Origin of the sequence: Amycolatopsis sp. NPDC023774 (genome assembly GCF_040639695.1) — a bacterium.
In the GTDB taxonomy this organism is placed as follows: Bacteria; Actinomycetota; Actinomycetes; order Mycobacteriales; family Pseudonocardiaceae; genus Amycolatopsis.
This window is the reverse complement of sequence record NZ_JBFAAJ010000024.1, coordinates 122,289-134,690: the sequence shown is the minus strand read 5'-3', so window position 1 is coordinate 134,690 and position 12,402 is coordinate 122,289. Positions and strand designations below refer to the sequence as shown.

The window sequence follows — 12,402 nt, the reverse complement described above, 5'->3', positions numbered from 1 at the left end:
CATCAGCCTCTGCCCACACCACATCGGCGCCATCGTCCAGGCAGCCCTCGTCCTAACCCACCACGAACACCACAGACACTACTGAGAAAACCTCATTGTGCTCCGGGTTGATAAAGGTGATCCGGTGGTCGCCCATCGCATTTCCCGGGGGTCGCCTGCCGCCAATCGCATCGACGGCTCACTCATCTACTCTGCTGCCGCAGTTCTGAGACCCGAGAGCGAAACGATCGACAGCACGTCCGAGCTCCTTCGAACCCACTGCGGCGACTGCGATAATCGTCGCGCTCGCACAACCTCCGAAGGTCGCTTGACAAACGGATCAAGGCTTGCGAATCATATGATTTGGATGAGTCCTGACAACGTTGTCAAGCGAAACTTCAGGAGCGACGTGACCCAGTTGAATCGCAGGCGTTTTCTGTCCGGTGGGATCGCCATCGCCGGCGGTGGTGCTCTCGGCGTGCTCGGGCTGTCGGACATCGCCGGCGCGGCGCCGGGCAGCACCCCAGGCGGCCGTCCCGTCCACCTCGACGGCCGGGAGATCGCCGACGGCTGGACCTTCACCTCGGCCGACGCAACCACGACGTCCGGGGCCCAGCTCGCCAGTGCGCAGCACCTCACGGGCCTGAAGCCGGCGGTGGTGCCGGGGACACCGCTCACGAGCATGATCGCCAACGGCGAGTACCCCGATCCCCTGTACGGCCGCATCGTGACCGACACGGTCCCGGACACCCTCAAGGACACCGGCTACTGGTACCGGGTCGCGTTCGGAGTGCCACGACTGATCCCGGGCCAGCGGTTCTGGCTGCAGTTCGAGGGCATCAACTACCTGGGGACCATCTGGCTCAACGGCACCGAGGTGGGCACCGTCGAGGGCGCGTTCAAACGCGGCGTCTTCGACGTCACGGACATCATCGCGAAAGCAGACGGCACCGCTCATCTCGCGGTGCTTGTCGGCAAGCTGGACTACGTCGACCCGCCGTCGTTGCCGAGCTACGCGAGTGGCGTGACCCGCGGCGGGCGCAACGGTGGCAAGACCGGGATCACTTTGAAGAACGGGCCGACGTTCTTCTGCGCGGCAGGCTGGGACTGGCTGCCGACCATCCCCGATCGGGACTTGGGCATCTGGCAGCCGGTCACCTGGTCCACCACCGGCCCGGTCCGGTTGACCGATGTGCACGTGGATCCGACGCTGTCGGCCGATCTGCACACGGCCGACATCACGGTCGACCTCGCGCTCGACAGCGCGTTCGACACGGCGAAATCCGTGGTGCTGAAGGGATCCCTCGACGGCCACGACTTCGAGCGAACCGTCACCGTCCCGCCGGGGACGTCCACGGTCACGCTGACGTCGAAAGACCTCGCCTGCCTGCGCCTGGACCGCCCGAAGCTGTGGTGGCCCAACGGGTACGGCGACCCCTACCGTTATCGGCTCACGATCGCGGTGGAGTCCGGCCCGCAGGTCTGCGACGAGCGGACGGTGGACTTCGGTGTGCGGCGGATCGAGTACACCAAGCCGATCCAGTCGCCGGCCGGCACACCGCTGGACTGCCTGGCGATCATCGTCAACAACCAGCCGATCCTCGTGATGGGCGGCAACTGGGGCCTGGACGAGGCGCTCAAGCGCATTCCGCGGGAGCGGCTCCGCGAGCAGGTGCGGCTGCATCGCGACGCCAACCTCAACCTGATCCGCAACTGGAACGGCCAAAGCAGCACCGAAGACTTCTTCGAGGCGTGCGACGAGTACGGCATTCTCGTCTGGCAGGACTTCTTCTGCTCGACCGAAGGCCCGCCGCCGGCGAACGTCGCGCGCGACCTAGACAACATGCGCGACTGCATCGTGCGCTTCCGCAACCACCCGTCGATCCTGCTCTGGTGCGGCGGCAACGAAGGCCCGCCACCGCAGCCGCTCATCGACGGTCTGGACTCTCTGGTCGCCGAGCTGGACCCGAAACGCGCCGCGCTGACCAGCTCGGCCGGCGACACCGGTAAGGACCCCATCGGCGGGTACAGCTCCGGCGGGCCGTACCACTGGGTCACCCCCAGCACCCACTTCTCGCTGAACGACGGCACGAAATGGCCGCCGTTCCACAACGAGGTCGGCTCGTACTCGATCCCGACGCTGGAGTTCATCCGGAAGATGGTCCCCGAGCGGTCGTGGGAGCATCCGGACGACTTCTGGGCCGACCGCGACGTCAACGGCAACGGGGGCAACGGCGGCGGCGCCGGGTACCTCAAGCTCACCGCGCAGCGGTACGGCGAAGTCCTGAACCTCCCGGACTTCGCCCGCAAATCCCAGCTGATGAACTACGAGTGCATCAAGGCGATCTACGAGGCGCACGCCGCGAACATGGAAAGTGCCGCGCCGGGCAAGCCGTACCCGCGCACCGGCGTCATCATGTGGATGACCAATCCCGCGCAACCCAGTTTCGTCTGGCAGATGTACACCCACGACCTCGAGGCGCATTCGGCGTTCTACGCGGTCCAGCACGCGTGCCGGCGGGTCAACGTGATCCTCAACAGCCAGACCCTCGACGTCGTGGTGGCCAACCACACCCGAACGGCAGTGCAGGGCACCATCGCCGTCACGCTCTACGACCTGAACGGGACGGCGTTCGCCGACACTTCCTTGCGCGTCGGTGAGGCGGCCGCGTCCGACCACACCGTCATCGGCACCATCGCCCCACAGCTGAACGCCGCGCCCTCCGACATCGCCTTCGTCCGGCTCTTGTTCAAGGATTCGCGCGGCTCGGAACTGGTCCGCAACTTCTACTGGGTCGAAAACCCGGCCCGGGCCGCGGGATTCACGAGCCTGGACGATGCGCCTGCGGCCGCCGTCACCGTCGTGGCCGACGCCCAGCACGGGCGCGACGGCGTCGAATTGACGGTGAAGGTCGAGAACGTCGGCCACGCCGTGGCGCTGATGCTGCACCTGCAGGTGTACGACACCCGGACCGGCGAACGTGTCCTTCCGGCGACGTTCAACGACAACTACCTGAACCTGGCCGGCGGCGAGTCGAGCACCGTCCGCGTACAGCTGACCGCCGAACAGTTCCAGCGCCACAAGGACATCGGGGTACGGATCGACGGCTGGAAGATCGACCAACACGCCTCCCGGCTGCAGGGACACGGCGTGGCCGTCACCTTCAACAAGCCCGCGTTGTCCACCCATCCGTCGACGAAGACCTTCGGCGTGTAGCCGGGCGGGGCCGCACGCCTCTCCAGAGTGTGAGGGTTCGGCCCTTCCTTGCCCCGTTTGCGCGGCACGTGGCGGTATTGATACCGCGGTCGGCCGTGCGCTGCGCCAGGATATCCGCCGACACCAGTCGTATCGGCCATCGGTGCTTGCCGAGCGTGGTTGAGGATTCGATGACCTTGGGGGCGATGCGGATCTTGATGCCGCGATCGCGGACCCACCATCGGAGCTCGGGGTGGGCCTTGCCGGCGTGCAGCTTGGCGGGCTTGCGCCGCCTGCGGGCCGCGGCGGGAGCGCATCGCCGGTATCGCCATCCCCAGCGGCTTGCGTACGCGGGAATCGTAAGTGCTCGCGGCAGAGACCGCGACCGAGATTCCCAGGCCGCCACGATCGGACAGCACCACCTATTGAGCAACTCGACAAGCCATGGTCGATCAACGCCACGAGAACGGGGCGACTCGCACACGCTTCGGCTGCGGCGACCAAGCGGCCAAGCCATGTGAACACGTCCGGCTCCGGCCGGCGGATGTTCGCCCGGCGGTTCGGCTGAATACGTCGCATAAATTTTCCCACGTTGCCGCCTATGGCACGAGGGCGCAAGGTAAATCATTTTATGAAGAAGTGCGCCGCGGTTTTCCCGCGGCGCACTTACCTCGAGAATTACACGACTAGTGCCGCCTCAAGAAACGTTGCCGTTGTCATCGTGTCGCGTGGACATCTGGGTTGGTGATCGTGAGGCTGGTGGTGGAGGTGAGGCTGGTGGCGCGTCAGCCGGGGGTGTTCGTGCGGTCGTTGGAGCCGGAGGAGGCGCAGCGGCTGGTGAAGATCACGAGGTCTGCGAAGGACCGGGTGCGGCTGCGGCGGTCTGGGATCGTGCTGGCCTCGGTGCAGGGTCGTTCCGCGCGGGAGATCGCGGTGATGTTCGCGGCGACCGAGGGATACGTGCGGGAGGTGATCCACGCGTTCAACTCCTCCGGGTTCGCGGCGTTGTCCCCAAAATGGAGGGGCGGCCGACCAGCTAAGTTCGGGCCGGCCGCCCGTGATCAGATCTGCCGCATCGCGGCCTGCCAGCCTGCCGAGTTGGGGTTGTCGTTCACGACCTGGAGCCTGGCCAAGCTGGTCGATTACCTCGCCGAGCACGCCTGGATCAGGGCGAGCACCGAGACCGTCCGGCAGATCCTGCGTGCGGAGGGCGTGTCCTGGCAAGCGACGAAGACCTGGAAAGCCAGCACAGACCCCGACTTCGTGGCCAAGAAGACCCGCATCCTTGCCCTCTATGATCACCCGCCCGCCGACGGAAGGGTGATCTGTGTCGACGAGTTCGGGCCGCTGAACCTACAACCCCGACCCGGCCGCGGCTGGTTCCCCCGCGGCCGCCCGGCCCGGCAGCGCGCCACCTACACCCGCACCGGTGGGGTCCGGCACATGTTCGCCGCGCTTGACCTGGCCACCGGTCAGATGTTCTACCGGTTCCGCGACCGCAAACGCTGGCAGGAGTTCCTCGAGTTCTGCAAGCAGCTACGCCGCCGCTTCCCGACCGGGAAGCTCTACCTCGTTTGCGACAACTACGGGCCGCACGGCAAGGCTGAGGTCAGGACCTGGTGCGCCGATCACGGCATCGAGCTGGTCTACACACCCACCAACGCGTCCTGGTTGAACTGGATCGAATGCGAGTTCACCGCAGTCCGTTACTTCACCCTCGACGGCAGCGACTACCCCAGCCACGCCACCCAGGAAGCCGCCATCGCCGGCTACCTCCGCTGGCGCAACCGCCACTGCCACCCCAAACGCCACTTCGCCGTCAACTCCAAGATCCGCCGCCCCGATTACCTACCCAACGTTGCTTGATACGGCACTAGTTCTGCACGAGCCACCAGCGGAGTGCGCCACCACTGATCGTGACCTGCTCGCAAGAGAACGAAGCGCCCGGCTGCACCGTCTCGTGAATCGCCAGCGCGGCTTGGCACGCGTTCGGGTTGTCGTAGCTCGCGATCACCGTCGAGGCCGAGGCGATCGCGTTCCCACCGAGGACCAGCGCACCGGCGACCAGTCCCGTAGCGAGGGCCTTGCTGCTGAGTTTCACGTCTGTTCTCCCCTTTTCACACGCGCTCGAATTGTCATCGGGCGAATCCGTGTTGATCTTGACACAGTGACAGGGAAGATCCGGCGTGTTTGTCGCCTCCTGGGAAAACAGGGAAGCAGCATTGCCCTACCGACCAAACTCCCGGCTCCGCCAAACTGCTTCTGGCCAGCCGGGAAGAGTTCGACTTCTGGATCACGAAGACCCGCTTTACCCGAAGTGCGATCCCCCTGAGCTGGGGGAACGATCACCGCGGAACGGCTGGGACGGCTACCTTCCGCCGTCCTGCGAGCTCGCGTTCTGCGCGCGTGCGCGCGCGAGATCCACGCCGTGCCCCACGCCGCGGGACTGCACCTGAAGACACTCAACGCCCGCTGAACGGCCGGCCCCACCCGCCCACCGTGGCCCACCATCGCCGAGGAGAACATCACCCACGGCATGATCGGCAGCCTGTCGCACCTCATCCGCAGTGCCGTGATCGACGCCGTCCTCGACGGCAGCGGAAGATCACCAAGGCTCACCTCGACGCAAGCCGCCTCGACCACGCGCCGCGGAAACCGCCCCGCACCCACCGCTCCCGGCCAAGCGCAGCCGGACGAGCACCCGCACTGATCTTCGCGACGCTCCCGCGATGCCGACAGCCGCCGGCTCGGCGCTGATCCACTCCCGCCCCTGGCCGAGGCCGAGGCCGAGTCGAGATCATCAGCTGCACGCCGGCGTTGCCCGCGCCGACCGCTGCGGCGAGTCGCTCGCGCCGGCGCGAGAGCGGCCACAATCGCAGGTCGCGCCGCGGGCGCCGAGCAGGTCGAACGCTACGTAGACCACGGCGATTCCCGCTGCCTGGCGTCGGGCCGGGCCGCAGCCGAGCGCTGAGAACTCCAGCCGGCCCCTGCCGGTAAGCGCACAGCTCACCGTCCCTCTTGCCGCAGCACTGCCCGCGCCGGCACCCCTGACCACGAGCAATGGGCTCGGCGCGGAGCGCTGTTGTCGGGCGTGCTGAGACGATCAGGCCTATACCGAGGTGGCGCGGGTCGGTGACTCATCGCGAACCCGGTATCGGTAACGCAGCGGTGATTCTCCGACCTCCCGTTTGAAGGCGGTGCTGAATGCGCTCTCGGACGCGTAGCCCAACTCGGCGGCCAGCGATCCGATGCGCACGTGCTCGTCGCGCAGAGCGCGCTGCGCCAGGAGCATCCGCCAGTGGTTGAGGTAGGCCAGCGGCGGTTGGCCAGCCACACTGCGGAAACGTTCAGCGAAAGAGGTCCGCGACATCGCCGCGGCGCGAGCCAGTTCCCGCAGGCCCCAAGGCTTTCCGGGTTCGGTGTGCATGAGCCGCAGTGCCGGACGCAACCGTTCGTCGGTGAGCAGCCGTAGCCAGCCTGGCGGTAGGTTGGTTTGGTCGAGGTAGGCCCGCAGTATCTCGAGCAGCAGGAGCTGACCGTACTGCCGTATCGCGAACGCCGAGCCGATCCGGTCCCCGCTCACCTCGTCGAACAGTCGGTCGAGGTTGCCGCGCAGGTTGGTCGCCGCCGCAGCGGATGCCCGGACGAGCCCCACCGCCGGGAGCGCCTGCTGCAGCAGCGCGTGACCGGCCTGGTTGAGGTCGACGGCGATCCCGATGACTACGTCGTCGGCACCGCGGTCGGCGCCGACGAGCCGGGAGAAGTTCTCCTCGGGGGTGATCTCCTGGCGCAGCCCGTCGCCGGCGCCGCCCTCCTGATCAAGCCATGACCGGTTGTTCAGGATGGCGACGTCGCCCGGCTCGAGGTCGACCGGCCCGTCGACACCGTCGACGCCGTCCGTGCTCAGCCGGGACCTGCCGTACACCATCGCGATGAGCTTCAGCGGGTCCTCGATGGCGGCGCGCGCCACCCACGGCCCCCGTGCCGCGAACCCGCCCGACACCAGACCGCGGATCTCGACGAGGTCGAACACCTCGGAGAGCTGATCACCAACCATGCTCGGACTATCGCGCAACAAATGCGGATCGTCAATTATTCAGAGTACGAACCCCTCAGGGACAGACTGGGGGCATGACACACAAGCAGCTCCCTGTCGGATCCGGCTTCACTGCGGCCTCGACGGTTGATGAGGTCCTCGCGGGCATCGACCTGTCCGGCAAGAACGTCGTCGTCACCGGCGGCCACGTCGGGCTCGGCCTGGAGGCCACCCGTGCGCTGGCCAAGGCCGGCGCCTCGGTCACCGTCGGGTCACGCCACCCTCACCGCGCCGCGCCGGCGCTGGCCGGCATCGAGGGCGTCGAGATCGGTCAACTGGACCTACTGAGCCCGGGCTCGATCGACGCCTTCGCCGGCCGCTACCTGAACTCAGGTCGTCCGCTCCACATTCTGCTCAACAACGCCGGCATCATGGCTCCCGCCGAACTGGTCCTGGATGCACGCGGCTACGAGGCCCAGTTCGCGACCAACCACCTCGGCCACTTCCAGCTGACCCTGGGCCTGCTGCCCGCACTGCGCGCGGCACACGGTGCCCGCGTGGTCAACACGACCTCCGGTGCGACCCGTATCTCCGACATCCGCTGGGACGATCCCCATTTCGCCACCGGCTATGACGGCCACCTCGGCTACGCCCAATCGAAGACCGCCAACGTGCTGTTCGCCGTCGAGTTGGACCGTCGGTGGGCCCCCGACGGGATCCGGGGCTACGCCGCGCACCCGGGCGTCATCGTCGGCACCAACCTGGGCAGCTCCATGCCCGCCGACCAAGTGCGGGCCATGCAGCAGGCGATGGGGCTGGTCGACGAGTCCGGCCGGCCGATCATCGACCCGGACAGCGGGAAAAAGACGCCAGAGCAGGGTGCCGCCACCATCGTGTTCGCCGCGACCAGCCCGCTGCTCGCCGACATCGGCGGCGTCTACCTGAGGGACAACGACATCTCACCGCTGGATGACACCGCGGATTCCACCGCCCAGGGTGTCGAGCTGATCCAGTCACAGAACGTCGTGCCGCATTCCATCGACCCGCATTCCGCGCAGCGCCTCTGGGAGCTGAGCGAGCAGCTGATCAAGGCGTGACCGCGCCGCCGAGATCGCGACGCCTGCCACAACTGTCGCGGCCAAATATGGCCCAGCAGAGGGCAGGTGAGACAGGTCGACAATGGACAGTGGCTCATCACGCGACACTCCCCGGGACCGGAGAAGTGCCCGCCCGGTGAGCCGACCACGGTGTGCAGTTACCGGCTGCGCTGCTCAGACGAGGCAAGTTGTACGGCACATGTGGAGCTGGGGCCCGGCCGGCGGCGACGCGGCAACCTGTATCGCGGTTTCGGGTTACTGGTCGTCAGTCTTGAGTGCGGCGCCGGGGTCGGCGACGAACACGACCAGGAGCCGGGCCCGTTCGGTCGCGCTGGTGTTTTCGGTGAGGACGTGGTGAGCACCGGGCTGCTCGATCCAGTTCTGGCCCTGCTGGTAGGTGGTGACGGGTTGGCCTTCGAGTTGGCTGCGCACAGTGCCGTCGAGGACGTAGGCGTAGACGAACGCCTCGCCGTGGCGGTGCGGTGCCGCGCGTGACCCGGGCGGCAGGGTGACGATCGCCGAGGTGAAAGTCTTGCCTTGGACGTTCGGCAGGGCCTGCTGGATCAAGGGGGTCAGGGATTCGGTGGGTGGCTGCGCTGCTGTGGTGGGCATCGGAGCCGTGACGGCCGTCGGGGCCGTGGCGGGGGCGGGCTGGTCCGAAGCGGTGCAGGCGGTGGCCGCGGCAGCCGCGGCCACGGTCAGGACGCCACCGGCGATCCGTATTCCGATCATGAGGGGTCTCCTGTTCAGCTTTCGGTGACGCGGAAGATCGTCTTGCCGGCGGTGCGCTTGCCGGCAGCGAGCGCGGCGGGTGCCTCGGCAAGTGGCCGGACGGCGCCGACGACGGGCGTGAGCCTGCCGTCCCTCACCCGCGTGGCGAGGTCGGCGAGCCGGGCGCGGTCGGGTTCGACGACGAAGAAGACGGCCCGCCCGTCCGCGGGCCGGGTATTGGGCGGCATGGCGATGGTGACGAGCGTGCCACCGGCGCGCACCAGGGCGGCCGAGCGGTCGAGGATGTCTCCCCCGATCACGTCGAACACGACGTCGACCTCGCCGGCGTCCTCCAGCTTCTCGGTCTCGAGGTCGAGGAAGGTGTCGACGCCGAGCGCGAGCGCCTGGTCCCGGTCGGCAGTCCGGCCGGTACCGATGACGCGGGCGCCGACTTCGCGGGCGAGCTGCACCGCGATCGACCCCACGCCGCCCGCGGCGCCGTGGACCAGGACAGCCTGGCCGGTGGTCAGCCGGCCGTGGTCGAACAGGCCTTGCCAGGCGGTCAGTCCGGAGATCGGCAGCGCGGCCGCCACGGTGTGGTCGACACCCGCCGGCAGCGGTGCGAGATTGCGGGCCTCCACCGCGGTGTACTCGGCGAGCGAACCGTCGCGGAACCAGTCGGCCATGCCGAACACCCGCTGGCCGACACTCAGGCCGGTGGTGCCGAACCCCAGTTCGACGACGACACCCGACAGCTCGTGGCCGGGCACGCTCGGCGTCCTGTCCCGGCCCGCGCGATCGGTCCACGTGGCCGACCAGTCGAGTTCACCGCGGGTGAAACCCGCGGCGTGCACCCGCACGAGGACGTCGTTCTGGACCGCCTGGGGGTCGGGCAGATCCGTCAGCGACAACCCTGCAGCACCGGCGGCTTGATCTCGAACAGTGATGGCTTGCATGACCGTCCTTACTGGGAGGAGGGATCGATCGAGCGCACGTGCTCACGAGCATCCCCGCTCGTTCCTTTGCGCGCCAGTCAAAGAGCTGCTGTAGTGCCCAGGGAGGTGTTGACGGCGTAGCGGCTTGAAACGGGTGGCCTCCAGGCGGGGTGTGAGGTGCTGACGCCCACAAACCGAGCGTGGAGCCGGACGATCTTTCGCCACGCCGACGCCGTTGAAGTCGCCGCCGACGAACCAGGGCACGTCGCCTCCGTGCGTCGCGCGCAGAATCTGCTACTCGGCGACCCCGAAGGATTCGATCTCCTCCGCTTCCTGCCGCGTGAGCTGGCGCGGCACCTCGCCGTGGTCGAGCTTCGAACGCTGGATGCGGTGCCGGATGTCATCCACGACTTCGGGGTTCGCCAGCGTCGAGACGTCCCCGACGTCGGAGAAGTTGGAGATCCCGGCGATCACCCGGCGCATGATCTTGCCCGACCGCGTCTTCGGCATGTCGGACACGATCCACACGTGTTTCGGCCGTGCGATCTTGCCGATCTCCCGGTCGATCGCCGTGGTCACCTTGTTCTCGATCTCCGGGCTGGGCGAGAAACCGGGTTTGAGCGAGACGTACATCTCGACCGCGCGACCGCGCTCCTCGTCGATCACCGGCACGGCCGCGGCTTCGGCGACCTCCTCGACGGTCAGGCACGCGGACTCCAGTTCCTTGGTGCCCAGCCGGTGCCCGGCCACGTTGATGACGTCGTCGACGCGGCCGAGGATCCGGAAGTACCCGTCTTCGGCCTGCACCGCGCCGTCGCCGGCGAAGTAGGGCCAGTCGTGCCAATCCTTGCTTTCCGGGTTGCGGCAGTACTTCCGGTAGTAGGTGTCCACGAACCGTTCGGGCTGGCCCCAGATGCCCTCGAAGACACCCGGCCACGGGTTGCGGATGCAGATGTTGCCCGCACGGCCACTGCCCGGCTCGACCGTGTCGCCGTTCTCGTCGTAGATCACCGGGTAGATCCCGAGCGCGCCCGGGCCGCAGCTGCCCGGCTTCATCGGGTGTAGCGCCGGCAGGGTGCTGCCGAGGAATCCGCCGGTCTCGGTCTGCCACCACGTGTCCACGACGACCGCTTCACCCTTGCCCACCGTCTGGTGGTACCAGCGCCAGACCTCGGGCTCGATCGGCTCGCCGACGGTGGTCATGTGCTTGAAGTGGTAGTCGTACCGGGCCGGTTCGTCCGGGCCGAGCTTGCGCAACATGCGGATCGTGGTGGGCGCGGTGTGGAAGATGGTGACTCCCAGCCGCTCGGCGATGCGCCAGCACCGTCCCGGGTCGGGATAGGTGGGCGCCCCCTCGTACAGCACGCTTGTGGTGCCCAGCGCGAGTGGGCCGTACACGATGTAGGAGTGCCCGGTGATCCAGCCAATGTCGGCGCAGCACCAGTAGGTGTCCTGGGGATGAATGTCCTGGTAGTACTTCGACGTGCCGGCCACGTACGCGAGGTACCCGCCGGTCGAGTGCACGCATCCTTTGGGCCGGCCGGTGGTGCCACTGGTGTACATGAGGAACAGCGGACCGTCCGCCGGCATCGGCACGGGCGCCACCGCCTGGCCGCGATAGGAGGCAAGTACGTCCTCGACGAAGACGTCGCGGCCGTCGACCATCGGTGTGGGTGAGCTGTAGCGGCCGGGATAGCGGCGGAAGACGAGGACCTGGTCCACGGGCTGGCCCTGCCGGGCGGCCTCGGCCACGGCCTCGTCGGCCTTCGCCTTGTGGTCGACCAGCTGCCCGTTGCGGTAGTAGGAGTCCATGGTCACCAGGACCCGGCTGCCCGAGTCGGCGATCCGGCCACCGCAAGCGGTGCCGCTGAACCCGCCGAACACCTCGGAGTGGACGGCGCCGAGTCGGGCGCAGGCCAGCATCGCGACCGGCAGCTCCGGCACCATCGGCAGGTGGAAGGTGACCCGGTCACCGGCGGTGAGCCCGCAGTGGTCGCGCAGCAACGCTGCGAACTCGTTCACCCGCCGGAAGAGCTCCTGGTAGGTGATGACGACCGTGGCTTCGTCCTCGGGCTCGGGAACCCAGACGAGCGCCGCCTTGTTTCGATCGGCCGCCAGGTGCCGGTCAACGCAGTTGTAACACGCGTTCAACCGGCCACCGGTGAACCACTTCCAGAACGGAGGATTGCTGGTGTCCAGAATGGTGTGCCAGTAGGAGTCCCACGTGAGCAACTCGGCGTATTCGTTGAAGCACTCCGGAAAGCGGTCCTCGGCGAAACGTGCCAAGATGTCCGGATCAGAGGCGTTCGCCTGCCCGATGAACTTCGGTGTCGGAGAGTAGTAACCCTCTTCCCTCCAGTGCACGGCGATCTGTGACTCGGAAAGAGGGACCTCGTGCTCGATGGTCATTTCCGTCAGCCTCCCGGCCGATCAGCGGAATGGCTCAAG

At 67.5% G+C, this 12,402-nt stretch carries 9 protein-coding genes and 1 pseudogene; 4 read left to right on the top strand and 6 right to left on the bottom strand.

Going from position 1 to position 12,402, the window contains the following annotated elements:
- Positions 1–388 precede the first annotated feature (388 nt).
- A complete protein-coding gene (locus tag AB0F91_RS35220) occupies positions 389–3,196 on the top strand; it encodes a glycoside hydrolase family 2 TIM barrel-domain containing protein (protein WP_360604694.1) in 2,808 nt (935 codons plus the stop codon).
- A gap of 130 nt (positions 3,197–3,326) precedes the next feature.
- On the opposite strand, the pseudogene AB0F91_RS35215 reads toward AB0F91_RS35220, so the two are convergent.
- Positions 3,327–3,591: pseudogene (locus AB0F91_RS35215) on the bottom strand (IS5/IS1182 family transposase); the annotation flags it as partial.
- A 385-nt stretch (positions 3,592–3,976) separates the two neighbouring features.
- On the opposite strand from AB0F91_RS35215, the gene AB0F91_RS35210 reads away from it, so the two are divergent.
- The gene (locus AB0F91_RS35210; RefSeq protein WP_360604709.1) at positions 3,977–5,041 is read left to right on the top strand and encodes an IS630 family transposase; all 1,065 of its coding nucleotides are present in this window, start codon (positions 3,977–3,979) and stop codon (positions 5,039–5,041) included.
- Positions 5,042–5,048: 7 nt separating this feature from the next.
- Here the strand turns inward: AB0F91_RS35210 and AB0F91_RS35205 are convergent, their stop codons facing one another.
- Positions 5,049–5,276 carry a hypothetical protein gene (locus AB0F91_RS35205; protein ID WP_360604692.1) on the bottom strand — a complete coding sequence of 76 codons (228 nt, stop codon included), beginning with the start codon at positions 5,274–5,276 and terminating at the stop codon, positions 5,049–5,051.
- A 435-nt stretch (positions 5,277–5,711) separates the two neighbouring features.
- Between AB0F91_RS35205 and AB0F91_RS35200 the strand changes: the two genes are divergently transcribed.
- A complete protein-coding gene (locus tag AB0F91_RS35200; protein WP_360604690.1) occupies positions 5,712–5,885 on the top strand; it encodes a hypothetical protein in 174 nt (57 codons plus the stop codon).
- Between the two features lie 399 nt (positions 5,886–6,284).
- Here AB0F91_RS35200 and AB0F91_RS35195 read toward each other — a convergent pair whose 3' ends face one another.
- Complete coding sequence (locus tag AB0F91_RS35195; protein WP_360604688.1) at positions 6,285–7,232, bottom strand: AraC family transcriptional regulator; 948 nt, start codon at positions 7,230–7,232, stop codon at positions 6,285–6,287.
- 74 nt (positions 7,233–7,306) lie between these two features.
- Here AB0F91_RS35195 and AB0F91_RS35190 point away from each other — a divergent pair, with 74 nt between their 5' ends.
- Positions 7,307–8,308, top strand: a complete 1,002-nt coding sequence (locus tag AB0F91_RS35190) for an SDR family NAD(P)-dependent oxidoreductase (RefSeq protein WP_360604686.1) — start codon at positions 7,307–7,309, stop codon at positions 8,306–8,308.
- A gap of 255 nt (positions 8,309–8,563) precedes the next feature.
- On the opposite strand, the gene AB0F91_RS35185 is transcribed toward AB0F91_RS35190, so the two are convergent.
- The 3 genes from AB0F91_RS35185 to acs all read right to left on the bottom strand — a co-directional run bounded on the left by AB0F91_RS35185 (position 8,564) and on the right by acs (position 12,363).
- Entirely contained in the window at positions 8,564–9,040 is a 477-nt protein-coding gene (locus AB0F91_RS35185; RefSeq protein WP_360604684.1) for a cupin domain-containing protein, read from the bottom strand.
- A 14-nt stretch (positions 9,041–9,054) separates the two neighbouring features.
- Positions 9,055–9,975 (bottom strand): NADP-dependent oxidoreductase, encoded by a 921-nt coding sequence (locus AB0F91_RS35180; RefSeq protein ID WP_360604682.1) that lies wholly within the window; start codon positions 9,973–9,975, stop codon positions 9,055–9,057.
- Between the two features lie 273 nt (positions 9,976–10,248).
- Positions 10,249–12,363, bottom strand: coding sequence for an acetate--CoA ligase (acs, locus tag AB0F91_RS35175; protein WP_360604680.1), 2,115 nt, complete (start codon positions 12,361–12,363; stop codon positions 10,249–10,251).
- Positions 12,364–12,402 lie beyond the last annotated feature (39 nt).